Annotated in this window: 22 protein-coding genes; 3 read left to right on the top strand and 19 right to left on the bottom strand. The window is 73.5% G+C overall.

Annotated features, from left to right (window positions below):
• Positions 1 to 16 precede the first annotated feature (16 nt).
• From FB455_RS07660 to pyrR, 6 genes are all read right to left on the bottom strand, one after another.
• Positions 17 to 1,024: a quinone-dependent dihydroorotate dehydrogenase gene (locus FB455_RS07660; RefSeq protein WP_013285512.1), complete on the bottom strand. Its 1,008-nt coding sequence runs from the start codon at positions 1,022 to 1,024 to the stop codon at positions 17 to 19.
• Positions 1,025 to 1,145: 121 nt separating this feature from the next.
• Positions 1,146 to 4,493: a carbamoyl-phosphate synthase large subunit gene (gene carB / locus FB455_RS07655; RefSeq protein ID WP_145752693.1), complete on the bottom strand. Its 3,348-nt coding sequence runs from the start codon at positions 4,491 to 4,493 to the stop codon at positions 1,146 to 1,148.
• Positions 4,486 to 5,658 (bottom strand): glutamine-hydrolyzing carbamoyl-phosphate synthase small subunit, encoded by a 1,173-nt coding sequence (carA, locus tag FB455_RS07650; protein ID WP_030271042.1) that lies wholly within the window; start codon positions 5,656 to 5,658, stop codon positions 4,486 to 4,488. Before carA ends, carB begins: the two co-directional genes overlap by 8 nt.
• A gap of 61 nt (positions 5,659 to 5,719) precedes the next feature.
• A complete protein-coding gene (locus FB455_RS07645; RefSeq protein ID WP_013474896.1) occupies positions 5,720 to 6,997 on the bottom strand; it encodes a dihydroorotase in 1,278 nt (425 codons plus the stop codon).
• Positions 6,994 to 7,920: an aspartate carbamoyltransferase catalytic subunit gene (locus FB455_RS07640; protein ID WP_013285507.1), complete on the bottom strand. Its 927-nt coding sequence runs from the start codon at positions 7,918 to 7,920 to the stop codon at positions 6,994 to 6,996. The genes FB455_RS07645 and FB455_RS07640 overlap by 4 nt, the downstream gene beginning before the upstream one ends.
• 58 nt (positions 7,921 to 7,978) lie before the next feature.
• On the bottom strand, positions 7,979 to 8,560 hold the full coding sequence (pyrR, locus tag FB455_RS07635; protein ID WP_013285506.1) for a bifunctional pyr operon transcriptional regulator/uracil phosphoribosyltransferase PyrR: 582 nt from the start codon (positions 8,558 to 8,560) through the stop codon (positions 7,979 to 7,981).
• Between the two features lie 286 nt (positions 8,561 to 8,846).
• Here pyrR and bldD point away from each other — a divergent pair, with 286 nt between their 5' ends.
• Positions 8,847 to 9,335 carry a transcriptional regulator BldD gene (gene bldD, locus FB455_RS07630; protein ID WP_013285505.1) on the top strand — a complete coding sequence of 163 codons (489 nt, stop codon included), beginning with the start codon at positions 8,847 to 8,849 and terminating at the stop codon, positions 9,333 to 9,335.
• Between the two features lie 62 nt (positions 9,336 to 9,397).
• Here bldD and nusB read toward each other — a convergent pair whose 3' ends face one another.
• The 4 genes from nusB to aroB all read right to left on the bottom strand — a co-directional run bounded on the left by nusB (position 9,398) and on the right by aroB (position 11,989).
• Positions 9,398 to 9,808, bottom strand: a complete 411-nt coding sequence (gene nusB / locus FB455_RS07625; protein WP_174361785.1) for a transcription antitermination factor NusB — start codon at positions 9,806 to 9,808, stop codon at positions 9,398 to 9,400.
• 23 nt (positions 9,809 to 9,831) lie between these two features.
• On the bottom strand, positions 9,832 to 10,389 hold the full coding sequence (gene efp / locus FB455_RS07620) for an elongation factor P (protein ID WP_013285503.1): 558 nt from the start codon (positions 10,387 to 10,389) through the stop codon (positions 9,832 to 9,834).
• Between the two features lie 86 nt (positions 10,390 to 10,475).
• The gene (gene aroQ / locus FB455_RS07615; RefSeq protein ID WP_013285502.1) at positions 10,476 to 10,916 is read right to left on the bottom strand and encodes a type II 3-dehydroquinate dehydratase; all 441 of its coding nucleotides are present in this window, start codon (positions 10,914 to 10,916) and stop codon (positions 10,476 to 10,478) included.
• Complete coding sequence (aroB, locus tag FB455_RS07610; protein WP_013285501.1) at positions 10,913 to 11,989, bottom strand: 3-dehydroquinate synthase; 1,077 nt, start codon at positions 11,987 to 11,989, stop codon at positions 10,913 to 10,915. Before aroB ends, aroQ begins: the two co-directional genes overlap by 4 nt.
• Positions 11,990 to 12,081: 92 nt before the next feature.
• Between aroB and FB455_RS07605 the strand changes: the two genes are divergently transcribed.
• Together FB455_RS07605 and FB455_RS07600 are read left to right on the top strand one after the other, a co-directional pair.
• A complete protein-coding gene (locus tag FB455_RS07605) occupies positions 12,082 to 12,624 on the top strand; it encodes a DUF2243 domain-containing protein (RefSeq protein ID WP_013285500.1) in 543 nt (180 codons plus the stop codon).
• On the top strand, positions 12,621 to 13,421 hold the full coding sequence (locus tag FB455_RS07600; protein WP_013285499.1) for a cytochrome c oxidase assembly protein: 801 nt from the start codon (positions 12,621 to 12,623) through the stop codon (positions 13,419 to 13,421). The genes FB455_RS07605 and FB455_RS07600 overlap by 4 nt, the downstream gene beginning before the upstream one ends.
• 215 nt (positions 13,422 to 13,636) lie before the next feature.
• On the opposite strand, the gene FB455_RS07595 is transcribed toward FB455_RS07600, so the two are convergent.
• The 9 genes from FB455_RS07595 to FB455_RS07550 all read right to left on the bottom strand — a co-directional run bounded on the left by FB455_RS07595 (position 13,637) and on the right by FB455_RS07550 (position 22,375).
• A complete protein-coding gene (locus FB455_RS07595) occupies positions 13,637 to 14,146 on the bottom strand; it encodes a shikimate kinase (RefSeq protein WP_013285498.1) in 510 nt (169 codons plus the stop codon).
• Positions 14,143 to 15,321, bottom strand: coding sequence for a chorismate synthase (gene aroC, locus FB455_RS07590; RefSeq protein ID WP_013285497.1), 1,179 nt, complete (start codon positions 15,319 to 15,321; stop codon positions 14,143 to 14,145). The genes FB455_RS07595 and aroC overlap by 4 nt, the downstream gene beginning before the upstream one ends.
• A 158-nt stretch (positions 15,322 to 15,479) precedes the next feature.
• Entirely contained in the window at positions 15,480 to 16,292 is an 813-nt protein-coding gene (locus FB455_RS07585) for a shikimate dehydrogenase (RefSeq protein ID WP_013285496.1), read from the bottom strand.
• Entirely contained in the window at positions 16,292 to 17,491 is a 1,200-nt protein-coding gene (gene mltG / locus FB455_RS07580) for an endolytic transglycosylase MltG (RefSeq protein WP_013285495.1), read from the bottom strand. Before mltG ends, FB455_RS07585 begins: the two co-directional genes overlap by 1 nt.
• Entirely contained in the window at positions 17,488 to 17,949 is a 462-nt protein-coding gene (ruvX, locus tag FB455_RS07575; RefSeq protein ID WP_145752691.1) for a Holliday junction resolvase RuvX, read from the bottom strand. Before ruvX ends, mltG begins: the two co-directional genes overlap by 4 nt.
• Before the next feature lie 184 nt (positions 17,950 to 18,133).
• The gene (gene alaS, locus FB455_RS07565) at positions 18,134 to 20,815 is read right to left on the bottom strand and encodes an alanine--tRNA ligase (RefSeq protein ID WP_030271036.1); all 2,682 of its coding nucleotides are present in this window, start codon (positions 20,813 to 20,815) and stop codon (positions 18,134 to 18,136) included.
• Positions 20,812 to 21,117, bottom strand: coding sequence for a hypothetical protein (locus tag FB455_RS07560; RefSeq protein ID WP_013285491.1), 306 nt, complete (start codon positions 21,115 to 21,117; stop codon positions 20,812 to 20,814). Before FB455_RS07560 ends, alaS begins: the two co-directional genes overlap by 4 nt.
• 32 nt (positions 21,118 to 21,149) lie before the next feature.
• Entirely contained in the window at positions 21,150 to 21,611 is a 462-nt protein-coding gene (locus FB455_RS07555) for a DUF948 domain-containing protein (protein WP_013285490.1), read from the bottom strand.
• A 146-nt stretch (positions 21,612 to 21,757) separates the two neighbouring features.
• Positions 21,758 to 22,375, bottom strand: coding sequence for a hypothetical protein (locus FB455_RS07550; protein WP_013285489.1), 618 nt, complete (start codon positions 22,373 to 22,375; stop codon positions 21,758 to 21,760).
• Positions 22,376 to 25,023: the final 2,648 nt, after the last annotated feature.

Raw genomic sequence — 25,023 nt, 5'->3', positions numbered from 1 at the left:
TGCAAGATCGCGCGGGTCAGGTTCGGGTTGTGATGGCTCGGGTGAGGGCGGGGCCCCGGTAGATGAAGCCGGTGTAGAGCTGGAGCAGGGAGGCGCCGGCGTCGAACATGCGTGTGGCGTCGTCGGGGTGCAGGATGCCGCCCACGCCGATCACCGGCAGCCGGCCGCCTGTCTCCCGGTGCACGAAGGCGACCATCTCCCGGGCCCGGGCGGTCAGCGGCCGGCCGGACAGCCCGCCGGCCTCGGCGGCGCGCTCCCGGTCGGCCGGGGCGAGCCCGTCCCGGGCGAGTGTGGTGTTGGTGGCGATGACCCCGGCCGCGCCCCGGTCGAGGCACACCTCCAGCAGCTCGGCCACGGCCGGCTCGGTCAGGTCCGGGGCGATCTTCACCAGCACCGGCTTCTCCCCCACCAGCGCGGCGAGCAACGCGTCCAGATGGGACCGGTCCTGAAGCGACCGCAGCCCGGGGGTGTTCGGTGAGGACACGTTCACCGCGAAGTAGTCGCCGTGATCCTTGAGCGCCCGGTACGAGGCGAGGTAGTCCTCGACCGCCTCGTCCAGCGGGGTCACCTTGGACTTGCCGAGCGAGATGCCCAGCGGCACGCCGAGCGGGCGCGGCAACGCGGCCAGCCGGTCCGCCAGCGCCTCGGCACCGGCGTTGTTGAAGCCCATCCGGTTGATCACGGCTTCGCTGTCGCGCAGCCGGAACAGCCGGGGCCGGGGGTTGCCCGGCTGGGCGTGCGCGGTCACGGTGCCGACCTCGACGAAGCCGAAGCCCAGTGCCGGCCAGGCCGGCAGCGCGAGTCCGTTCTTGTCCATCCCGGCCGCCAGCCCGACCGGGTTGGGGAAGCGCACCCCGAACACGGTGCGCGGCGCCGACCGGAAGTACGCCGCCCGCAGCGCGGCGAGGACCGCCGGCTGCCGGGACACCGCGGCCAGCCGCGCCAGCGTCCACTCGTGCGCCCCCTCCGCGTCCCCGCCCGCGAGCGAGAACAGCCGGGGCCGCACCACCTTCTCGAAGATCACGCCCCGGCCCCCCGCCCGGCTCCCCCGGCCCGCCCGGTTTCCCCGTCGATCATGAGGTTGACGGCGATGTGGATCTCCGTATCCGCCGCCAACCTCATGATCGGCGTGTTGAGACGCGGGGTCACTCGCCCGCCCGGAGGGCGGCGTGGAGATCCTGCAGCGGGCGGACCTTCAGGTCGCCCCGGATGCGGGCCTCGATGCCCATGACGGCGGCTGCGGCGCCGGGAACGGTGGTGACGCACGGGATGTCCACGCTCACCGCCGCGCTGCGGATCTCGTACCCGTCGGAACGGGCGCTCGCCCCGGAACCCTGTGGCGTGTTCACCACCAGCGCCACGTCCCCGCCGAGGATCAGCGAGACCGCGTCCGCGCCCTCACCCGACTCATAGTGCTTGCGGATCTGCTCGCAGGCGATGCCGTGCCGGCGCAGCACCTCGGCCGTGCCGGTGGTGGCCACGATCTCGAAGCCCAGGTCGGCCAGGCGCTTGATCGGGAAGATCATGCCGCGCTTGTCCCGGTTGGCGACCGAGACGAAGATCTTCCCGGCGGTCGGCAGTGACCCGTACGCGGCGGCCTGCGACTTGGCGAACGCCTGGCCGAAGCCGGTGTCGATGCCCATCACCTCGCCGGTGGACTTCATCTCCGGGCCGAGCAGCACGTCGATGCCCTTGCCGGACGGGGTGCGGAACCGCTTGAACGGCAGCACCGCCTCCTTGACCGCGATCGGCGCGCCGGCCGGCATGGTGCCGCCGTCGCCGGTGGGCGGCAGCATCCCCTCGGCGCGCAGCTGCGCGACGGTGGCGCCGAGCGCGATCCGGGCCGCCGCCTTCGCCAGCGGCACCGCAGTGGCCTTCGAGACGAACGGTACCGTCCGGGAGGCGCGCGGATTGGCCTCCAGCACGTAGAGCATGTCGCCCTGCAGCGCGTACTGGACGTTGAGCAGGCCGCGCACCCCGACGCCGCGGGCGATCTGCTCGGTGTAGTGCCGCACCTGGGCCAGGTGCGAGCCGGCCAGGGTGATCGGCGGCAGCGCGCAGGACGAATCGCCGGAGTGGATGCCGGCCTCCTCGATGTGCTCCATCACGCCGCCCAGGTAGACGTCGCCGTCGGCGTCCACGAGCGCGTCCACGTCGATCTCGATGGCGTCGTCCAGGAACCGGTCCACCAGCACCGGCCGGTCCGGCGAGATGGCGGTGGCCCGGCCGATGTAGTCGCGCAGCGTGGCGTCGTCGTACACGATCTCCATGCCGCGCCCGCCGAGCACGTACGAGGGGCGGACCAGCACCGGGTACCCGATCTCGTCGGCGATCGCCTTCGCCTCGTCGTACGAGGTGGCCATGCCGTGCGCGGGCGCGCGCAGCCCGGCCCGGGCCAGCACCGCGCCGAACGCGCCGCGCTCCTCGGCCAGGTGGATCGACTCCGGGGAGGTGCCGACGATCGGCACCCCGGCGTTCTTGAGCCGCTGCGCCAGGCCCAGCGGGGTCTGCCCGCCGAGCTGCACGATCACCCCGATGACGCCGGGGCCGCCCGCCTCCTTGCCGGAGGAGTCCTCGGCGTGCCAGACCTCCAGCACGTCCTCGAACGTCAGCGGCTCGAAGTAGAGCCGGTCGGCGGTGTCGTAGTCGGTGGAGACGGTCTCCGGGTTGCAGTTGACCATGACGGTCTCGTAGTCCACGTCCCGCAACGCCTGGACCGCGTGCACGCACGAGTAGTCGAACTCGATGCCCTGACCGATCCGGTTCGGCCCGGAGCCCAGGATGAGCACCTTCGGCCGCGCCGAGGGCGCCACCTCGGTCTCCGAGTCGTATGTCGAGTAGTGATACGGCGTGGTCGCCTCGAACTCGGCCGCGCAGGTGTCCACCGTCTTGTAGACCGGCCGGACGCCGAGCCGGTGCCGCAGCGTCCGGACGCCGTCCTCGGCGGCCAGCTCGGGACGCAGCGCGGCGAGCTGCCGGTCGGACAGGCCGGCCCGCTTGGCCCGGCGCAGCAGGGCGGCGTCGAGCACCGGCGCGTCCACGATCTCGGCGCGCAGCTCGACCAGCGAGGCGATCTGGTCCAGGAACCACGGGTCCATGCCGCCGGACGCCTCGGACACCTCGGCGATCGACGCGCCGAGGCGCAGCGCCCGCTCGACCGTGTAGAGCCGGCCGTCGTGCGGCGTGCGCAGCGCCGCGAGGGTGTTCTCCTTCGTCGCGCCCTCCGGGTCCGGAGTGGTCCAGAAACCGGATGACTTGGTCTCCATCGAGCGCATCGCCTTGTTCAGCGCCTCGGTGAAGTTGCGGCCCAGGCTCATCGCCTCGCCCACCGACTTCATCGTGGTGGTCAGCTCCGGGTCGGCGCCGGGGAACTTCTCGAACGCGAACCGGGGGATCTTCACCACCACGTAGTCGAGCGTCGGCTCGAACGCGGCGGGCGTCTTCAGCGTGATGTCGTTGGGGATCTCGTCGAGCGTGTAGCCGATGGCGAGCTTCGCGGCGATCTTCGCGATCGGGAAGCCGGTGGCCTTCGACGCCAGCGCGGAGGAACGCGACACCCGCGGGTTCATCTCGATCACGACGATCCGGCCGTCGGCCGGGTTCACCGCGAACTGGATGTTGCAGCCGCCGGTGTCCACACCGACCTCGCGCAGCACCGCGATGCCGAGGTCACGCAGCCGCTGGTACTCCCGGTCGGTGAGCGTCATCGACGGCGCGACGGTGACGCTGTCGCCGGTGTGCACACCCATCGGGTCGACGTTCTCGATCGAGCAGACCGCCACCACGTTGTCGTGGCGGTCGCGCATCAGTTCGAGCTCGTACTCCTTCCAGCCGAGCACGCTCTCCTCGATGAGCACCTCGTGCACCGGGCTGGCCGCCAGGCCGGAACCGGCGATGCGCTCCAGGTCCTCGTCGGTGTGCGCCATGCCGGAACCGAGGCCGCCCATGGTGAACGACGGCCGGATGACCACCGGCAGGCCCAGCTCGGCGACCGTCTCGCGGACCTCGTCCATCGAGTGGCAGACCCGCGACCGCGGCACCAGCGCCGACGGATCGTCCAGGCCCAGCCGTACGCCGGCCTTCGCGACGATCTCCTTGAACAGCTGCCGGTCCTCGCCCCGGTTGATCGCCTCGATGTTCGCGCCGATCAGCTCGACGCCGTACTTCTCCAGCACGCCCGCCTCGTGCAGCGCGACAGCGGTGTTCAGCGCGGTCTGCCCGCCGAGCGTCGGCAGCAGCGCGTCCGGGCGCTCCTTGGCGATGACCAGCTCGACGAACTCCGGGGTGATCGGCTCGACGTACGTGGCGTCGGCGAACTCCGGGTCCGTCATGATCGTCGCCGGGTTGGAGTTGACCAGGCTGACCCGGATCCCCTCGCTGCGCAGCACGCGGCAGGCCTGGGTGCCGGAGTAGTCGAACTCGCAGGCCTGTCCGATCACGATCGGCCCGGAGCCGATCACCAGGACGTGCTTGAGGTCGGTCCGCTTAGGCATTCTTTCCGCCTTCACTGTGGTTCCGGTCGAAGCCACGGCCTTCGATCAACTCGGCGAAACGGTCGAAGAGGTAGTCCGCGTCGTGCGGGCCGGCCGCCGCCTCCGGGTGGTACTGGACGGTGAAGGCGGGCACGTCCACGGCCCGCAGGCCCTCGACCACGTTGTCATTGAGGCAGACGTGTGACACCTGGACACCGCCGAACTCGGTCTGGATCACCTGATCCGGCACCACGGCGCCGTCCCCGGCACCCGGCACCTGCACCGCGAAGCCGTGGTTGTGGCTGGTCACCTCGACCTTGCCGGTGGCCCGGTCGAGCACCGGCTGGTTGATGCCGCGGTGGCCGTACCCGAGCTTGTAGGTGCCGAAGCCGAGCGCCCGGCCGAGGATCTGGCTGCCGAAGCAGATGCCGAACAGCGGGATCCGCCGGGTCAGCACCTCCCGGGCCAGCGCCACCGGGCCGTCGGCGGTCGCCGGGTCGCCCGGGCCGGGCGAGAAGAAGACCGCGTCCGCGCCGGTGGCGAGCAGGTCCTCGATCGTCGACCCGGCGGGCAGCACGTGGGTGGTGACGCCGCGGGCGGCGAGCCGGCGCGGCACGTTGCGCTTGATGCCCAGGTCCACGGCGGCCACCGTGAACCGGTGCTCGCCCTGCGCCTCGACGACGTACGGCTTGGCGGTGGTCACCTCGTCGGACAGGTTCGCGCCGACCATCTGCGGCGAGCGGCGGACCCGCTCCAGCAGGGCGGCCGGGTCGTCCTCGACGCTGGAGATGCCGACCCGCATCGCGCCGCGCTCGCGCAGGTGCCGGGTCAGCGCCCGGGTGTCCACGCCGCTGATGCCGACGACGCCCTCGGCGGCGAGCCGGTCCTCCAGGCCGCCGCCGGCCCGCCAGTTGGAGCTGATCCGGGCCGGGTCGCGCACCACGTACCCGGCCACCCAGATCCGGTCGGACTCGTCGTCCTCGCTGTTGACGCCGGTGTTGCCGATGTGCGGCGCGGTCTGCACCACCACCTGCCGGTGGTACGAGGGGTCGGTGAGCGTCTCCTGGTAGCCGGTCATGCCGGTGTTGAAGACGGCCTCGCCGAAGGTCTCCCCGACGCTGCCGTACGCCTCGCCGTGGAACGTGCGCCCGTCCTCCAGGACGAGGATCGCCGATCTACGCTTCACCATTACCGGGCCCGCCTTTCGTTCGCGACTGCGGGACTCCGCTCCGCTGCGTTCCTCGCGCTCACTTGACAGCCTTTCCGTCCAGGACCGTCGGCTCGCCACGCAGGAAGGTCGCCACGATGCGACCCGGCAGCGTCATGCGGGCGTACGGGGTGTTGCGACTGCGACTGGCCAGCTCCGCCGGTTCGACGACGCGCCGGGCGGCCGGGTCGACCAGGGTCAGGTTGGCCGGTACGCCGGGCGCCGGGTCGAGGCCGTGCCCGGCCAGCCCGGCGATCCGGGCCGGCGTGCGGGACATCCGCTCGGCGATCAGGTCCCAGCGGGGGCCGAACACGTCGAGCGCGATCGACAGCGCCGTCTCCAGGCCGAGCATGCCCGGCCGGGCGTACGCCCACTCGCACTCCTTGTCCTCCACGGCGTGCGGGGCGTGGTCGGTGGCGATGATGTCGATCACGCCCTCGGCCAGCGCCTCCCGCAGCGCGGCGATGTCGGTGGCGGTGCGCAGCGGCGGGTTGACCTTGAAGACCGGGTCGTAGCTCTCCGCTTTCTCGTCGGTCAGCAGCAGGTGGTGCGGCGTCACCTCGGCCGTGACCCGTACCCCGCGCGCCTTGGCCTGACGCAGCACCTCGACGCTGCCGGCGGTGGAGACGTGGCAGACGTGCAGCCGGCTGCCGACGTGCTCGGCCAGCAGCACGTCCCGGGCGATGATCGCCTCCTCGGCGACGGCCGGCCAGCCGGTCAGGCCGAGGCGGGTGGACACCTCGCCCTCGTGCATCTGCGCGCCCTCGGTCAGCCGGGGCTCCTCGGCGTGCTGGGCGATCACGCCGTCGAACGCCTTGACGTACTCCAGCGCCCGGCGCATCAGCCGCGGGTCGGACACGCAGTGCCCGTCGTCGGAGAAGATCCGCACCCCGGCGGCCGAGTCGGCCATCGCGCCCAGCTCGGCCAGGCGCTCGCCGGCCAGCCCGACGGTGACCGCGCCGATCGGCTGCACGTCGACCAGGCCGGCCTCCCGGCCGAGCCGCCAGACCTGCTCCACCACGCCCGCGGTGTCGGCCACCGGGGAGGTGTTCGCCATCGCGCACACCGCCGTGTAGCCGCCGAGTGCCGCCGCCCGGGAGCCGGACTCGACCGTCTCGGCGTCCTCCCGGCCGGGCTCGCGCAGGTGGGTGTGCAGGTCGACCAGGCCGGGCAGCGCGACCAGGCCGGTCGCGTCGATGACTGTGGCGTCGTCCGCGGCGAGCCCGCGGCCCGTCCCGGCCACCACGCCGTCGCGGATGAGCAGGTCGGTCGGCTCGCCGCCGACGATGCTGACGCCTGTGATGAGGTACGCGGTCACCGGTTGTTCCCTCCGAGCAGCAGGTAGAGCACGGCCATCCGCACGGAGACCCCGTTGGCGACCTGTTCGACGATGGTGGAGCGGGGCGAGTCGGCCACCTCGGGCGTGATCTCCATGCCCCGGTTCATCGGGCCGGGGTGCATGACGATCGCGTGCTCGGGCAGCCGGCGCATGCGCGGCCCGTCGAGCCCGTAGCGTCGGGCGTACTCGCGGGCCGACGGGAAGTAGGAGTCACCCATCCGCTCGCGCTGCACCCGCAGCATCATCACCACGTCCACATCTGGGAGAACGGCGTCGAGGTCGTAACAGACGTCGGTGCCGGTGGCCAGGGCGGCGGCGATGTCGACCGGGATGAGGGTGGGCGGGCCGACCAGTGTCACCTTCGCGCCGAGGGTGGACAGCAGCAGCACGTTGGAGCGGGCCACCCGGGAGTGCAGCACGTCGCCGACGATCGCCACGTGCAGGCCGTCGAGGCGGCCCAGCCGGGACCGCATCGTGTACGCGTCGAGCAGCGCCTGGGTGGGGTGCTCGTGGGTGCCGTCACCGGCGTTGACCACCGATCCGTCCACCCACTCGGCGAGCCGGTGCGGTGCGCCGGAGGCGGGGTGCCGGACGACGACCGCGTCCGCGCCCATGGCCTGGAGCGTGAGCGCGGTGTCCTTCAGGCTCTCCCCCTTGGCCACGCTGGAGCCCTTGGCGGAGAAGTTGATCACGTCGGCGCTGAGCCGCTTGGCGGCCGCCTCGAACGAGATCCGGGTGCGGGTGGAGTCCTCGTAGAAGAGGTTGACCACGGTGCGCCCGCGCAGCGCGGGCAGCTTCTTGACCTCGCGGCCGGCCACCGTCGCCATCTCCGCGGCGGTGTCCAGGACCAGGGTGGCGGTGCCGGCGTCCAGATCGGCGCCGGAGAGCAGGTGCCGGATCATGCGTGTCGCCGCCTTTCGTTCGCGACTGCGGGGCTCCGCTTCGCTGCGCTCCTCGCGCTCACAGTGAGCCTCCGTACAGCCGTACCTCGTCACTGCCGTCGGTCTCGGCGAGGGTGACCTTGACGTTCTCGGCCAGGGCGGTGGGGATGTTCTTGCCGACGTAGTCGGCGCGGATCGGCAGCTGGCGGTGGCCGCGGTCGACAAGGACCGCGAGCTGCACGGACGCCGGCCGGCCGACGTCGCTGAGCGCGTCCAGCGCGGCCCGCACGGTGCGGCCGGAGAACAGCACGTCGTCGACGAGGATCACCCGCTTGCCGTCGATCCCGCCGGGCGGCAGGTCGGTCGGGCCGACCGCGCGGGTGGCGTGCCGGCGCAGGTCGTCGCGGTAGAGCGTGATGTCGAGCACGCCGACCGGGACTGTGACGTCCTCGAAGGTGCTGATCCGGGCCGCGAGGCGGTGGGCGAGCGGCACGCCCCGGGTGGGGATGCCGAGCAGCACGGTGTCGGCGGCGCCCTGGGTCTTCTCCAGGATCTGGTGGGCGATGCGGTCGACCACCCGCGACACGTCCGCTGCGGCGAGGATCACCTTCACCGAGGGTTGTCGCGGCGGCGACGAGTGGGCAGCCGGTGGGTAGGCCACGGCGGACCTCCTTCCCCGCCTCACGGGACGGGTCGTTAAAGGACGTCTGGTCTGCTCCGGCAGGCCCGCGCGGGGCCCGGACCGGGGCTTCACGCCACGTTACCAGCGGTCACCGGGCTGCCCGCCGCCGGTCCTGACCTGCTGGTCAGCCCGGAGAAATGGGGACAAGCCACACGTGGGTGCCGGACCCGGTGGACGGCAACACTTGACCACATGTCGCAATCCCCGTACCGTCACGCTCCGTAGCGATAGCTCGGGGAACCCGAACAGCACTGGGAGTGTCCGAATGCCCTCTGAATACGCCAAGTCGCTGGGCGCCCGCCTGCGCTCCATCCGCCAGCAGCAGGGCCTGTCCCTGCAGGGGGTGGAGGAGAAGTCGAACGGGCGGTGGAAGGCCGTGGTGGTCGGCTCGTACGAGCGCGGCGACCGCGCCGTCACCGTGTCCCGCCTGGCGGAGCTGGCCGACTTCTACCGCGTTCCCGTCTCGGAGCTGCTGCCCGACGGCAGCGGGGTGCGTCACGAGCCCACCAGCAAGATCGTCCTGGACCTGGAGCGGCTCTACGACGAGGCCTCCGAGGACCTCGCGTACGTGGCCCGCTACGCGCGCGCCATCCAGCAGCAGCGCGGCGACTACAACGGCCGGGTGCTCTCGATCCGCGCCGACGACCTGCGCGCCCTCGCGATCGTCTACGACGCCTCGCCGTCGGGCCTGATCGAGCGGCTGACCGAGCACGGCGTGCTGGTCGCCGACCCGCGGGCGTTCTTCGCGTCCTGACATCCCCCGTACGACGAAAGGGCCCGTGCCGGTCGGCACGGGCCCTTCGTCGTTGCGGCGCGTCAGCGCGTGGCGTACTCGGCGATCCGGCCGAGGATGCCGTTGAGGAAGCGGGGCGAGTCGTCGGTCGACATCTGCCGGGCCAGCTCCACGGCCTCGCTGATCGCCACCGCGTCGTCGATCTCGTCGACGTAGAGCAGCTCGTACACGGCGATCCGGGCCAGGTTGCGGTCGACCACCGGCATGCGCTCCAGCGTCCACCCCTCGGCGTAGCTGGCGATCGTCTCGTCGATCCGGTCGAGGTGCGCCGCCACGCCCTCGACCAGCCCGACCGCGTAGCCGAGGTGGTCGGGGCGCGGCTGCTCGATCCGTTCCAGGTAACCGGCGAGCACCTCGACCGGCGGGCGGTCCCGCAGGTCGGCCTCGAAGAGCACGTCCAGCGCCCGCTTGCGCGCCTTGCGGCGCGCCGGCATCTGCTGCTTGGGGCCCTCGGCCATCAGGCTCGGCCGAGGTAACGGCCGTCGCGGGTGTCGACCTTGATCTTCTCACCGGTGGTGATGAACAGCGGCACCTGCACGGTCGCGCCGGTCTCGACGGTGGCCGGCTTGTTGCCGCCGGTCGAGCGGTCGCCCTGCAGGCCCGGCTCGGTGTAGGTGACCTCGAGCACGACCGAGGTCGGCAGCTCGATGTACAGCGGCACGCTCTCGTGGGTGGCGACGGTCGCCTCGGCCTCGGGGAGGAGGTAGTTGGCGGCCTCGCCGACGGTGCCGCCGGGGACGGTGATCTGGTCGAACGTCTCCAGATCCATGAAGACGTAGTCCTCGCCGTCGGCGTACAGGTACTGCATGGTGCGCTTGTCCACGGTCGCGGTCTCGACCTTGGTGCCCGCGTTGAAGGTCTTGTCGACCACCTTGCCGGACAGCACGTTCTTCAGCGTGGTGCGCACGAAGGCACCACCCTTACCGGGCTTGACGTGCTGGAACTCGACGACGGCCCACAGCTCGCCGTCCAGGTTGAGTACCAGGCCGTTCTTCAGGTCGTTGGTGGTGGCCATTTCCTGCCTTGATCATCAATTGGCGGACAGACCGGCCAAGTCTACTCGCTCTGTCGAATCGGACTCGCGCCACGGAACGGACCGGCTCAGGCTCCTGCGGCGAGCCGGGCGGCCAGGTGGTGCAGCGCCAGCCGGTAGCCGTCCACGCCCAGGCCGCAGATCACGCCGGTGGCCACCGCGGAGACCACCGAGTGGTGCCGGAACTCCTCCCGGGCGTGGATGTTGGAGATGTGCACCTCGACCAGGGGGCCGCGCAGCATGGCGCAGGCGTCCCGGACCGCGATCGAGTAGTGCGACCAGGCCGCGGGGTTCAGCACCACCGCCGCCGCCTCGTCGGCCGCCTCGTGCAGCCAGGCGAGCATCTCGTGCTCGGCGTCGGTCTGCCGGACCACCACGTCCAGGCCCAGCTCCCGGCCGTGCCGTTCACAGTCGGCCACGAGCTGGGCGTAGCTGGTCACCCCGTACACGTCGACCTGGCGGGTGCCGAGCCGGCCCAGGTTCGGCCCGTTGAGCACGTACACCCTCACGAGCTGATCTCCGCGTACGCGGCGGCGAGCAGGTCGTCCGGCAGCGCCTCCATGATCGCCGGGCGGGCGAGCCCGTCGAGCACCACGAACCGCAGCCGGCTGCCCCGGGCCTTCTTGTCCACCCGCATCGCGGCGAGCAGCTCCGGCCAGGCGTCGGCCCGGTAGCCGGTGGGCAGGTCGAGCGCGGCCAGCACCCGGCGGTGCCGCTCGGCGTCGGCCGCGTCGAGCCGGCCGGCGAGCCGGGCCAGCGTGGCGGCGTACACCAGGCCGACCGCCACCGCGTGACCGTGCCGCCAGCGGTAGCCCTCCACCTTCTCGATCGCGTGCGCCAGCGTGTGCCCGTAGTTGAGCACCTCGCGTACCCCGGATTCGCGCAGGTCCCCGGCGACCACGCCGGCCTTCACGCGGACCGCGCGTTCGACCAGTTCCCGCAGCACCGGCCCGGCCGGGTCCAGCGCGGCGGCCGGGTCGTCCTCGACCAGGTCGAGGATGACCGGGTCGGCGATGAAACCGCACTTGACCACCTCGGCCATCCCGGCGGCCAGGTCGGCCGGGGGCAGGCTGTCCAGAGTCGCCAGGTCGGCCAGCACGCCGGCCGGCGGGTGGAACGCGCCGACCAGGTTCTTGCCGGCGGCGGTGTTGATGCCGGTCTTGCCGCCCACTGCGGCGTCGACCATGCCGAGCAGCGACGTGGCGACCGGCACCCAGCGCACGCCGCGCAGCCAGGTGGCAGCGACGAACCCGGCCAGGTCGGTGACCGCGCCGCCGCCCACCCCGACCACCGCGTCGGTACGGGTGAACCCGGCGTCGCCGAGCCGGTCCCAGCAGGCCGCCGCCACGTCGACGTGCTTGCCCGCCTCCGCGTCCGGCACCTCGATCAGCAGCGGCGTCACGCCGCCCTCGCGGACACCGTCGGCGAGCCGGTCGGCGAGTGCCTTGAGCGGCGGCGCGTGCAGGAAGGCCACCCGCTCGGCGCCCGGCAGCAGCCGGGGCGGCGGGTTCAGCAGGTCACGTCCCACGAGCACGTCGTACGGCCGCTCGCCGCCGACCGGGATCCGGGTCACCTCGTCCATCGCGGGCAGCCTAGTCCAGCGCGCCGCCCCCGCGCGGCGACTGTCCACTCCCTGGGTGTTTGACCGGCCGCACCGCGGGTAGGGCGGCCGGAATGAGCGAGACGAGGGCACACGCGACCCGACCGGAGTCCGCGACGAGCATCCGGCTGCCCGCCACGATCCTCGGCGTCGGGCTGGGCGGCTTCGTCGACGGCATCGTCCTGCACCAGGTCCTCCAGTGGCACCACATGCTCAGCAGCACCGGCAGCGACCGGATCGGCGTGCGTGAGTACCCGGTGGACACCGTGCCCGGGTTGCAGATGAACACGCTCTGGGACGGCCTGTTCCACGTGGTCACCTGGGTGGCGGTGCTGACCGGTCTGGCCCTGCTCTACTCCCGGGTCACCCACTCGCGGGGCCGGCTGTGGCGCTCGCCGATGCTGTGGGGCTGGGCGCTGATCGGCTGGGGCCTGTTCAACCTGGTCGAGGGCATCGTCGACCACCACCTGCTCGGCATCCACCACGTCCGCGGCGGCCCGAACCAGCTCTGGTGGGACCTCGGGTTCCTCGCCCTCGGCGTGGTGCTGATCGCTGCGGGCTGGGCGATCCAGCGCCGGGCCCGCGCGGTGGACCTCTGCCCGCCGGAGCGCCGGTGACAGTGGCCCACGCCGGGCATGCCGACGGTGGCTTCCCGGTGACCGCGCTGATCCCGGTGGCGATGTCCTGGGCGTACCTGGCCGCCGCGCTGCGGCTGCGCGACCCGGGCGGGCCGGGCTGGCCGCACGCCCGCACGGCGAGCTTCGGTCTGGGCGCGCTGCTGCTGGTGGCCGGGCTGCTGTGGCCGGCCGGCGACTTCGTCGGGCACATGTGGCAGCACCTGCTGATCGGCATGCTCGCGCCGCTGGCGCTGGTGCTCGGCGCACCGGTCACGCTGCTGCTGCGCACGCTGGACCGGCGTACCGGCCGGGCCCTGGTCCACCTGCTGCGGCATCCGGTAGCGCGGGTGCTCGGCCACCCGGTGACCGGCCTGCTGCTCACCGCGGGCGGGCTCTGGCTGCTCTACCTCACCCCGCTGTACCGGGCCACCTTGGACAGCCCGGCCCTGCACACGCTGGTGAACCTGCACTTCCTGCTGAGCGGCTGCCTGTTCGCCTGGTCGATCGCCGGGCCGGACCCGGGACCGCACCGCCCGCGCGTACCGGTGCGGCTGGTGGTGATCGGGGTCGGGGTGGCCGCGCACGCCACCATCGCCCAGTTGCTCTACGCCGGGCTGTTCGTGGACGTGCCGGCCACCGCCGCCGAGCTGCGGGCCGGGGCCACGCTCATGTACTACCTGGGTGACCTGGCCGAGATCGCGCTGGCGCTCGCGCTGCTCGCCACCTGGCGGCCCGAACCGGCCCGGCGCCGCCGCGCCGGACGCCGGACGGCCAGGGCCGCTGCGGCCAACGCCTGACCGGCGCGCCTTCTCACCCGCCCATGGCGTTCCACCCAGCGGCGTCCTCCACGCCGACTGGAACGCCGCGGGTGCCACAACGCTCGGGAGACACCCACGGCGTTCCACTCATCCGCGGCATCCCCGCCGACTGGAACGCCACGGGTGTCACAACGCCCGCGAGACACCCACGGCGTTCCACCGAGAGAGCCGGACACGGCGGGGGCGGGGCGTTGTCAGGGTTTGAGCAGGGCGGCGATCTCCGCGGCCAGCTCCTGCGGGGTACGGCCGTCGGTGACCACAGTCGCGGTCGCCACCTCGGCGTAGAGCGGGCGGCGCTGGTCCATCAGGTGCTTGAGCGTGGCGCGCGGGTTCAGCGCGAGCAGCGGCCGCCCGGCGCCCAGACCGACCCGCTTGACCGCGTCGGGCAGCTCCACCGACAGGTGCACCACCGTGTGGCCGATCAGCGCGGCCCGGTTCTCCTCGGCCAGGACCGCGCCGCCGCCGACCGCGAGCACGCCCGCGTGCGACGCGAGCGCCGCCGCCACGGCGGCCCGTTCGAGGGTACGGAAGTGCTCCTCGCCCTCGTCCACGAAGATCTCCGGGATGGGCTTGCCGGCGAGGTTCTCGATGTCGGCGTCGGTGTCCCGGAAGTCGACGCCGAGCGCCTCGGCGAGCGCCGTGCCGACAGTGGTCTTGCCGGAGCCGGGCGCCCCGACCAGCACGCAGACCGGCCGGGTGCTCATTTGATCACCAGGCTGTCGAGGTAACCGTTGAGGTTGCGGCGCATCTCGGCAATCGAGTCGCCGCCGAACTTCTCCACCGCCGCCTCGGCCAGCACCAGCGCGACCATCGCCTCGGCCACCACCGCAGCGGCCGGGACCGCGCACACGTCGGAGCGCTGGTTGATCGCGGTGGCCGGCTCGCCGGTGGTCACGTCGATGGTGGCGAGCGCCCGGTTCAGCGACGAGATCGGCTTCATGGCCGCCTTCACCCGAAGCGGCTCACCCGTGGTGATGCCGCCCTCCAGGCCACCGGCCCGGTCGGTGATCCGCCGCACCCCGGTGGCGGTGGGCACGATCTCGTCGTGCGCCTCCGAACCGCGCGAGCGGGCCTGCTGCCAGCCGTCGCCGATCTCCACGCCCTTGATCGCCTGGATCGACATGAGCGCGGTCGCGAGGCGGGCGTCGAGCTTGCGGTCCCACTGCACGTGGCTGCCCAGGCCCGGCGGCACCCCGTACGCGAGCACCTCGACCACGCCGCCGAGCGTGTCGGCGGCCTTCTTCGCGGCGTCGACCTCGGCGACCATCCGGGCGCTTGCCTCGGCGTCGAGGCAGCGCAGCGGGTCGGCGTCGATGCGCGCGGCGTCCTCCGGCGTGGGGCGCAGCCCCGGCTTGACCGCCACCGGGCCCAGCTCGACCACGTGGGAGACGATCTCGACGCCGAGCGCCTGGCGTACGAGCGCCTTGGCGACGGTGCCCACCGCGACCCGGGCGGCGGTCTCCCGGGCGCTGGCGCGCTCCAGGATCGGCCGGGCGTCGGTGTGCCCGTACTTCTGCATGCCGGCCAGGTCGGCATGACCCGGGCGGGGACGGGTCAGCGGCGCGTTGCGGGCCTGGCTCGCCAGCTCCTCCGGGTCGACCGGGTCGGCGGCCATCACTGTGCGCCACTTGGGCCACTCGGAGTTGCCGACCCGGATCGCCACCGGGCTGCCGAGCGTCACCCCGTGCCGGAGCCCGCCGATGATCTCGACCTCGTCCTGCTCGAACGACATCCGGGCACCCCGGCCGTAGCCGAGCCGGCGCCGGGCCAGCTCGCCGGAGATCTCCCCGGTGGTCACCTCGATGCCGGCGGGTACGCCCTCCAGCATCGCGACGAGGGCGGGTCCGTGCGATTCACCTGCAGTCAGCCAGCGCAACACGACGGTCAGTCTGTCACGCCCGGTGGTCACCGGCGTACGCCGCCCGCCGCGTCCCGCCAACCGGACAGGCCACCTCCGTACGCTGGTCCGCCGCCCGACGGGTGAGGTGTTAACAGGGGACCCTTCCTCTACCGGAGGCGTTAAGAAGGGGCCCTTCCTTACACCGGCAGCGCGGCGCGCATCGCGGTGCGTGGGGCGGTGACGCCGGTGAAGTGCTCGAACTGGCCGAACGCCTGGGCCAGCAGCAGGTCCAGCCCGGAGACCACCCGGCACCCGGCGGCGAGCGCCGCCGCCGCGAGCGGCGTGGGCCACGGGTCGTAGACCACGTCGAAGAAGACCGACTCCGGCCGCCAGTCGAAGTTGTCAGCCAGGGGGTCGGCGACGCCCTTGGGCACTGTGGAGATCACCAGGTCGGCGCGGGCGTGGGAGGGTGCGCCGTCCCACTCGGCGCCAGCGAGCGGCACCCCGGCCGCCGCCGCGACCGGGCGCAGCTCGTCGACCGCCTCCGGGCGGCGGGCCACCACAGTCACCTCGGCCGCCCCGATCCGGGCCGCCGCCGCGATGGCCGCCCGGGCGGTGCCACCCGCACCGAGCACGGTGACGACCGCCCCGGCCACGCAGCCGGCGCCGGTGAGCACCTCGACCATGCCGGTGACGTCGGTGTTGTCCGCGTACCAAGTGCCGTCTTGTCGGCGTACCAGCGTGTTGGCGGCGCCGACGGCGGCGGCGGCCGGCGAGACCTCGTCGGCCAGCGCGAGCGCCACCTCCTTGCCCGGCATGGTCACCGACAGCCCGGCCCATTCGGGGCCGAGGCCCGCGACCAGGCCGGGCAGCTCGTCGGCGCCGGCTTCGATCCGGGTGTACGACCAGCCGGTCAGCCCGGCCGCCGCGTACCCGGCGGTGTGGATCACCGGGGAGAGCGAGTGGGCGATCGGCCTGCCGACCACGGCGGCGCGGCGGGGATCGGCCATCAGATGATCCCGGCCTCCCTGGCCTTCTGCTCGTTGCGCTTCTGCTCGGCGTAGGTCTCGGCGAACGCGGAGCGGCCGTCCCTGCTGATCGCCACGAAGTAGAGCCACTTGCCGTCCGGCGGGCTCAGCGCGCCTTCCAGCGCCTCCTTGCCGGGGTTGTTGATCGGCGAGGGGACCAGCCCGCGCAGCTTGCGGTTGTACGGGTTCTTCGGGTTGTCCAGCTCGGCGGCGGTCATGTCCTTGGACGCCTTGGTCTTCTGCCCGGTCAGCTCCAGGTAGTAGTTGACCGTGACGTCCATCTCGAGGCAGTTGCAGGGGAACTCGCCGTAGACCCGGTTGTAGGCCACCCGGGCGACCTTGCCCAGGTCGGCCTTGTTGCCGGCCTCGGCCTGCGCGAGCGAGGCGACGATCAGCGCCTCGTACGGGGTGATGCCGCCGCGATCTTTCTGCACCTTCTCCGCGTACTGCATGCCGGAGGTGACGGTGAGGAAGTTGTCCACCATCAGCTTGAGCACCGTCTCGGCGGTGGCCTTCGGTGGGATCTCGTAGGTGTCCGGGAACAGGAAGCCCTCGATCGACGGGTTGACCTTCTTGCCGTCGGAACGCTTGAACCACCAGTCCGGTACGCCGAGCGCCTCCGGATCCTTCGCCGCGGCCTCGAAGTCCTTGACCGGGATGTCGGTCTTCTCGGAGAGCCGCTTGTAGACCGTCTTCGCGGTGAGGCCCTCGGGAATGGTGATCCCGTTGACGATCTTGTTCTTGAGGTCCAGCAGGGCCACGACCGCCGCGTCACCGCTCATCTGCTTGCGCATCTTGTACGTGCCGGGCTGGATGTTCTTGCTGCGCGAGTTCTCCTCGGCGGCCTCGATGAACGCCTTGGTGCTCTTCACCACGTCGGCCGCGACGAGCGCGTCGGCCATGTCGGCGATCAGCGCGCCCTGCTTGATCTCGACGGTCACCTCGCCGGTGCCGGAGCCGTCGTAGTCGGGTGTGACGAAGTAGTTCTGGACCCGGTCGAAGCCGTAGAACGCGCCGCCGCCGATGCCGCCCAGCAGGACCAGCGCGAGAGCGAGTGCGAGAAGGGTCTTGCCCCGGCCGCCGCCGGACTTGCCCTGGCGACGGCGCACCGCGCCGCGCCGGTGCCGGCCCTTCTCCCCCCTGTCCGGCTCGTCGAACCCCAGATCAAGATCGTCGATCATTGCGTCCGCCTCCGCTGTGCGTCCAGCCAGCTCTGCAGAATCTCCACCGCGGCGGCCTGGTCGACCACCGCTCGTTGGCGCTTTCCCCGGACGCCCCGTTCGGCCAGCCTACGACTCGCGACGACGGTAGACATCCTCTCGTCCGTCAGCGTCACCGGAATCGGCCTCATTACATCAGCCAATCGGCTGGCATATGCTGATACGTTCAGCGTCGCGGGGCCGTGCTTCCCGGCGAGATTGACCGGCAGCCCGACCACGATCCCCACCGCCTCGTGCTCGGCGGCGAGCCGGACCAGCTCGGCCATGTCGGCGGGCACCGCGTCCGGTTCCGCGGTCAGATCACGGGCCAGCGTCACCAGGGGCGTGGCGAGGATGCCGTGCGGATCACAGCGCGCCACCCCCACCCGGACCTGGCCGACGTCGACACCCAGCCGGACGCCACGGGACACCTCACTCACGGGCGGACACCTCCCCGCCGGTACGGGCCAGGGCGGACCGGGTGGTCCGCCCTGGCGTACATCCGTGCACTCATGCCGTGCCGGCTGGGCATGCCCTCACGGCCCTCGCTCCGCTCGGTGCGTTCGCTCATGCCGTGCCGGCCGGGCATGCCCTCACGGCCCTCGCTCCGCTCGGTGCGTTCGCTCATGCCGCGTCGGCGACCGCCCGCTCGACGGTGACCAGCAGGTTCGGCGCCTCCGTCGCGGGCAGGCCGCCGCCCTGGGCCAGGTCGTCGCTACCGCCGCCCCGGCCGGAGAACGCCGCCTTGACCAGGTCCTTCGCGCTCAGGTTCCGCCCCCGGGCGGCCTGGTTGACGGCCACCACGAGCGACGCCTTGCCGTTGGCCCGGGCGGCCACCGCGATCACAGCCGGGCGGGCCGCGTCGATCCGGCCCCGGATCTCCTGAGCGAGGGTCCGCACGTCGTTCGCCGCCGCGCCCTCCGGCGCCTCGGTGCCGACGTACGCGACGCCGCGCACATCCTTCGCCTGCGCCGCCAGGGCGCCGGCCCCGCCGAGCACGAGCTGGGCGCGCAGCTTCTCCAGCTCCTTCTCCGCGTCGCGCAGCTGGGTGACCGTCTGCTCCACCCGGTCGGCGACCTGCTCCCCCGGCACCCGGAACAGCTCGGCCAGCCGGGACACCAGCAGGTGCTCACGGGCCAGGAAGCCGAACGCGTCCATGCCGACGAGCGCCTCGATCCGGCGTACGCCGGAACCCACCGACGCCTCGGAGAGGATCTTCACCAGGCCGAGCTGGGCGGAGCGGGCCACGTGCGTGCCGCCGCACAGCTCGCGGGCGTAGTCACCGACCTCGACGACCCGGACCCGCTCGCCGTACTTCTCGCCGAACAGGGCCATCGCCCCGATCCGCCGGGCCTCCTCCTGGCTGGTGACGAACGCGTGCACCTCCAGGTCGGCCAGCAGCACCTCGTTGACCTGCTGCTCGACGTCGTGCAGCACGCTCGGCGCCACACCCGTCGGGGTGTTGAAGTCGAACCGCAGCCGGCCCGGCGCGTTCAGCGAACCCGCCTGGGTCGCCGACTCACCGAGGAAGTTGCGCATCGTCTGGTGCACCAGGTGCGTGGCGGTGTGCGAGCGGGAGATCGCCCGGCGGCGGGACACGTCGATCTCGGCGTACCCGGTCTCCCCGGAACGCACCTCGCCGCGCACCACCTTGGCCCGGTGCACGATCAGGCCGGGCACCGGCTGCTGCACGTCGAAGACCTCGACCTGGCCGCCGCCCACAGTGATGAGCCCCTGGTCGGGCTGCTGGCCACCACCCTCGGCGTAGAACGGGGTGGTGTCGAGCACCAGCTCGATCGTGTCACCCTCGACCGCCGCCGAGACCGCGGCGCCGCCGGACAGCAGCGCGCGTACCCGCGACTCCCGGCTCAGCTCGGTGTAGCCGGTGAACTCCACCGGACCGCCGCCGTCGAGCACCGACCGGTACGCCGACACGTCGGTGTGCCCGGTCTTGCGCGCCTGCGCGTCGGCCTTGGCCCGGCTGCGCTGGTCGGCCATCAGCCGGCGGAAGCCCTCCGCGTCGACCTGCAACCCCTGCTCGGCGGCGATCTCCAGGGTCAGGTCGATCGGGAAGCCGTACGTGTCGTGCAGCTGGAACGCCTTGTCGCCGGAGAGCGCCGCCTGGCCGGCCGACTTGGTCTCGGCGATGGCGGTGTCCAGGATCGTGGTGCCGGCGCGCAGCGTGGCCAGGAACGCGTCCTCCTCGGCGTACGCGTACTGGGAGATCCGGCCGAAGTCCTCGGCCAGCTCCGGGTACGACGGCGCCATGCAGTCGCGGGCCACCGGCAGCAGCTCGGGCAGCGCCCGGTCCTGGTAGCCCAGCAGCCGCACCGCCCGGATCGCCCGGCGCATGATCCGCCGCAGCACGTAGCCCCGGCCCTCGTTCGACGGGGTCACCCCGTCGCCGATGAGCATCAGCGAGGTACGCACGTGGTCGGCGATCACCCGCAGCCGTACGTCGTCCGGGTGCGACTCGTTGGCCGCGTGACCGGAGTGCACGCCGTAGCGCTTGCCGGTCAGCTCGGCGGCCCTGTCGAGGATCGGCTTGACCTCGTCGATCTCGTAGAGGTTGTCCACGCCCTGCAGCAGCGAGGCCATCCGCTCCAGGCCCATGCCGGTGTCGATGTTCTTCGCCGGCAGGTCACCGAGGATCGGGAAGTCCTCCTTGCCGACGCCCGGACCGCGCTCGAACTGCATGAAGACGAGGTTCCAGAACTCCAGGTAGCGGTCCTCGTCGACCTCCGGGCCGCCCTCGCGGCCGTAGGCCGGGCCGCGGTCGTAGTACAGCTCGGAGCACGGGCCGCACGGGCCGGGGATGCCCATCGACCAGAAGTTGTCGGCCTTGCCGCGGCGCACGATCCGCTCGGCCGGCACGCCGGTGGCCCGCCAGATGTCGTACGCCTCGTCGTCGTCCAGGTAGACGGTGGCCCAGATCCGCTCCGGGTCCAGCCCGAAGCCGCCCGCCTCGACCGGCTTCGTGGCCAGGTCCCAGGCGAGCGGGATCGCCCCGGACTTGAAGTAGTCACCGAAGGAGAAGTTGCCGTTCATCTGGAAGAACGTGCCGTGCCGGCTGGTCTTGCCGACCTCGTCGATGTCCGGCGTCCGGATGCACTTCTGCACGCTCGTCGCCCGCGCGTACGGCGGGGTCTGCTGGCCCAGGAAGTAGGGCACGAACTGCACCATGCCCGCGTTGATGAACAGCAGGTTCGGGTCGCTGATGGCGGGCAGCGGAGCGGACGGAACCACGGTGTGCCCGTTCGCCTCGAAGTGGGCGAGGAACCGCCGCTTGATCTCCGCCGTCTTCATCGCTGGTGGTCCTCCGGGAAAATCTCTCGGTCACCGATACGCGGGTCCTCCCGCAGCTCGGCGAACTGGTCGTCGTACACCTCGCCGCGGGCGAAGGCCTCGTGGATCTCCTGCTCACGCTCGGCCATGCCGACCCGGACGTCGTCCACGAACGCCCGGAGCGACTCGACCAGACCACCGGCGGACTCGGACAGCCCGCTGGCGATGCCGGCCGGGGTGTACGCCTGCGCCGTCCGGGTGGCCTTGCGCACCACCAGGACGCCCACGGCCAGCCCGATGCCCAGCCAGAACAACCGCCTCATGTTCTCATCCTTCCCGCGTACGCCGGCCGGGGTCAGCGGTTGCCGCGCTTGGCGGCGCGACGCTGCTGCTTGATCGTGTCGCGCACCTCGCGCTCGGTCTCGGCGTGCCGGCGGGCGGAGGCGGCCCGGCGCACGCCGTACCCGAACGCGGCCACCTTGACCAGCGGGTTCGCGGCGGCGGCGGAGACCACGGTGGCCAGGTTCGCCACGTTCGCGGTGACGTTCTGCGCGTGGCTGGTCATGGTGTCCACCTTGGCGAGCTGGAGGTTCACCCCGTCCAGCGAGGTCTGCACCTGCTCCAGCGCCACGTTGACGTTCTTCACAGTGGTGTTCACGTCGCCCAGCAGCGGCGCGGTGCGCTCGTTCACGTCGGTGATCATGCGGGTCGTCGCGTCCACGGTGTGCCGCAGCCGCAGGATCGGCACCGCGAGCACGAGCACCAGCATCAGGAACGCGCCGGCCGCGATCAGCGCAGCGATCTCTCCACCACTCACGCGAAAGTCCTCCTCAAGCAGTGTCCCGGAACCCGACGCCCCGGAACGCGCGACCGTACCTACCCACTTCGCGCCACGCCGACCCGGTCACCGGGCACGGACGGGCGTGCCAGCCCCAGACCCTACCGTCCGTGATGAAAGTCGGCTCACGACGGTGAGGGGGTCGCCTCGCCCAGCGGGTCGTCGGTCAGGGTCGGGTACGGATCCTCACCGGTGAGTGACGGATCGGTGGTCGGCGTCGGTCCGGTGCGCTCGTCGTCGATCGCGTTGCGCACCTTCACCGACACCAACGAGCCGGTGCACTCCGCCGCTGCGGGCGCGGGCGGCGCGGTCGGCGCGGGCGCCCCGTCCACCGGCGGGGGCGTGCAGGTGCGGTCGCGCACCCACAGGTCGAGCGTGAGTTCGTCCCGGCGCCAGCAGGTGTAGCTACCAGGGACCTTCTCGTCCGGGCAACGGTCGACCTTCCAGCGCCGCCAACCGTCCCCGGCCAGCGCCTCCTCGTAGACCGCGACGGTCTCCTTCCACCCCTGCTCCGACTCGACGGAGCGTTCACGCAGGCGGCAGTCCTGGAGGCACCAGCGGCTGCCGCTGACGTTGTCGACCGTGTTGCTCTGTGCCCAGGCGGGCACGGCGAGCGCGTCGAGGGTGTCGAAGACCGGGTCGCGGCTGAGCGTACGCATCCCGAAGTAGAGCGGCACCGCACCGAGCAGCACGAGGCTGACCAGGGCGAGGATGCCCAGCCGCAGCCGGCTGCGTTCGCGCATCTGCCGGCGCAGCTCCGACCGGGCGCCGCGCAGACCACCGGCCTCCGCGCCGCTGTCGTCCGGTCCGGGACCGCCGGGCCGCGGCGCGCCGCCCGCAGCGGGCCGTGGCCCCGCGGGCTCCCCCGGGGGTACGACCACAGCCGCCCGGGCCGCCGCCGGTGTCGCCGCGTTGCCCGGTCCGGTCCGGTCCGGCTCCGCTCCGGGTGGCGTCGCCCGTCCGGTGGTCCGCTCGTCCGGCGCGACCGGGCGGGCCACGCCGGCTGCCGCGCGGGCGGTCACCGGGGCACCGGGCGGCACCGGGCCGTCGCCTGCCGGCCCTCTGGCACCGGGGGCCACCGGCGGACGAGGCCCGGCACCGGGCCGGGTGTCGTCGGGGCGTGCCACCCCGCGTCCGTCGCCACCGGGTCCAGCCGGACCGGCTCCGGGTCCAGCCGGACCGGCTCCGGGGCGGCCGGCGCCGGCCGGAATCCCCCCCGTGCGATCGACGTCACCACGCGGACCGGGACCGGCCGGACCCGCGGGGGCACCACCGGGACGGCCACCGCCGGCCGGAATCCCACCCGTGCGCTCGACGTCGCCGCGCGGGCCGGGAGTGGGCGCGACACCGGGGCGGGCCGCGCCGCGGGCCGGGCCGGGCCTACCGGGCGACGGGTCGGACGGCTGAGGCCGGGCCGGGGGCACGACCGGGCCGGGCTGGTCGGGGCGGACCGCCGGTTCGGCGCGCGCCGGCACGTCGGGGCCGGGCGGTCCGGGCCGCCGGGACGGCGTACCCGGCTCGGGACGCACCGGCGGGACGGCGACGCCGGCCCGGCCGGCGGACGCTTCGGAACGGCCGGACGGCTGGTCGGCCGGAGCGCCGGCCGGGCGGCGGGTGACCGGCATGGCGGGGTCGGTGTGTGGCGTGCGACCCGCCTGCCGCAGCCAGTCGGCGGGCCGGTCGGGCCGTTGCGGCCGCGGCTCACCGGCGTCGTCACGGGCGGCCCGGCGACCGGGTGTCTCGGCGCCGACGCCGGTACCGCCCGGCTCGTCGGGCGCGGTCCGGCGGCCGTCGGGCGCGGCACCGCGGCCGGCGGGCGCGCCGCGGCGGCCGGCGGGCGGGGTCGGGCCGGTCGCCGGGCTGCCGGAGACGGGCGCGCCCGGCAGGTCCGGCGCGTTTCCGCTGCGCGGTACCGGGGAGCGGTCCGGGGCGGCCCGCCGGCCGGTGCCCGGAGTGGGCACGGCTGCGGAGCCGCCGCCAGGGGCGGGCACGTGGTGGCCGCCGGTGGGCTCGTCGTGCCGGGCGCGTCGCCCGCCACCGGAGACCGGGGCGGCGTCCGGAACGACTCGTCCGGCCGGCCCGCCGGATACGACGCCTTCCGGCGCGGCGCGACGGCCCGCACCGGAGACCGGCCGGGTACCGGGCGGAACATCGTCGGCACGGGCCCGGCGGCCCGCCCCCGAGACCGGCTGGGTGCCGGGTGCCACGTCATCGGGGCGCGCTCGGCGTCCCCCCGGAACGGGCTGGACGGCGTCGGCGTCCTCGGCGCGCGCCCGGCGGGCACCACCGGAGACCGGCTGGATGCCGGCGGTGTCGTCCGGCCGGGCCCGGCGGCCGCCGGACGGCGGCGGGATCGTCGGATCGGCCTGGTGCGGGACCTCGGGCCCGGCTCCGTGCCGGCCGCGGGGCGTCGGCGGTACGCGGCTGTCGCCGTCGGCGGGCGGGCGGCCCGGGGCGGCGGGTGCCCGGCCGGGCGGTGGCGCAGCGGGCGGGACGCGGGTGCCGGCGACGGGCGGCTGCTGGCCGGTGGGTCCGTCCACGCGGCGGCGGTACGGCGCGTCGGCCGGACGGGGCGCCTCGGGCACGCCGGGCCACGGACCGTCGACGGGGCGGCGCGGGGCACCGGCTTCGGGGCCGCCCGGCCAGGGGCCGTCACCGGGCCGGCGCGGGGCACCGGTCTCGGGACCGCCGGGGCGCACCGGCGGCGCGGCCGGACCGGGCGTGTCGGGGCGGCGCATGACCGGCGGACGCGGACCGGGCCGGCCACCACCGGGCGGCGTCTCCGGGCCGGGACGGCCACCGCCGGAGGGCGCGTCCACGACCGGTGGGCGGGCCCCCGGCGGCGTGTCCGCGGCCGGACGCCCGGGGGCCGGGGGCATGTCCACGCCGGGCCGGCCGGACGGCGGGGCGGTGTCCACGCCGGACCGTCCCGGCGGCGGAGGCGTGTCCATGCCCGGTCGACCGGGGGCCGGGGGCGCAGCCGGACCCGGACGGCCGGTCACGGGCGGCAGCGTCGGGTCGGTTCGGCCGACCGGAGCGGGCCCGCCCGGATGGGGCCGGCCGGGCGTGTGCGGCGCGGCGGGCGGCGGAACGGCCCGGCCGGGAGTCTGCGGCGCGGCAGCCGGGGGCGGAACGGCCCGGCCGGGAGTCTGGGGCGCGCCGGCCGGCGGAGTACCGGGCCGGCCGGCGGGCGAGGGTGGCGGAACCGGCTGACCGGTCGAGGGCGGCGGGGAGCCCGGTGCCGGGGGCCGCGGAGCCTGTCGGCCGCCGGGTGGCATGCCGGGGCCCGGCCCCGGTGCGGCGGCCGGGCGGGGTGGCCGGGACGGCTCGCCGTCCGGCCAGGACGGATCGGCGTCGGGCCGCGGCGCGGGCACGCCCCCGTCCGGTCCGA

This window comes from Micromonospora sp. CNZ296 (genome assembly GCF_007827635.1).
The sequence above is the reverse complement of the archived record's forward strand: the minus strand, read 5'-3'. Positions and strand labels throughout refer to the sequence as shown.

Excerpts from the sequence above, each read along its gene's own strand:
- carB (WP_145752693.1), bottom strand. The coding sequence starts at position 4,493 with ATGCCTAAGCGGACCGACCTCAAGCACGTCCTGGTGATCGGCTCCGGG.
- FB455_RS07640 (WP_013285507.1), bottom strand. The coding sequence starts at position 7,920 with ATGATCCGGCACCTGCTCTCCGGCGCCGATCTGGACGCCGGCACCGCC.
- bldD (WP_013285505.1), top strand. The coding sequence starts at position 8,847 with ATGCCCTCTGAATACGCCAAGTCGCTGGGCGCCCGCCTGCGCTCCATC.
- nusB (WP_174361785.1), bottom strand. The coding sequence starts at position 9,808 with ATGCCGGCGCGCCGCAAGGCGCGCAAGCGGGCGCTGGACGTGCTCTTC.
- efp (WP_013285503.1), bottom strand. The coding sequence starts at position 10,389 with ATGGCCACCACCAACGACCTGAAGAACGGCCTGGTACTCAACCTGGAC.
- aroB (WP_013285501.1), bottom strand. The coding sequence starts at position 11,989 with ATGGACGAGGTGACCCGGATCCCGGTCGGCGGCGAGCGGCCGTACGAC.
- FB455_RS07605 (WP_013285500.1), top strand. The coding sequence starts at position 12,082 with ATGAGCGAGACGAGGGCACACGCGACCCGACCGGAGTCCGCGACGAGC.
- FB455_RS07595 (WP_013285498.1), bottom strand. The coding sequence starts at position 14,146 with ATGAGCACCCGGCCGGTCTGCGTGCTGGTCGGGGCGCCCGGCTCCGGC.
- FB455_RS07585 (WP_013285496.1), bottom strand. The coding sequence starts at position 16,292 with ATGGCCGATCCCCGCCGCGCCGCCGTGGTCGGCAGGCCGATCGCCCAC.
- mltG (WP_013285495.1), bottom strand. The coding sequence starts at position 17,491 with ATGATCGACGATCTTGATCTGGGGTTCGACGAGCCGGACAGGGGGGAG.
- alaS (WP_030271036.1), bottom strand. The coding sequence starts at position 20,815 with ATGAAGACGGCGGAGATCAAGCGGCGGTTCCTCGCCCACTTCGAGGCG.
- FB455_RS07560 (WP_013285491.1), bottom strand. The coding sequence starts at position 21,117 with ATGAGGCGGTTGTTCTGGCTGGGCATCGGGCTGGCCGTGGGCGTCCTG.
- FB455_RS07550 (WP_013285489.1), bottom strand. The coding sequence starts at position 22,375 with ATGCGCGAACGCAGCCGGCTGCGGCTGGGCATCCTCGCCCTGGTCAGC.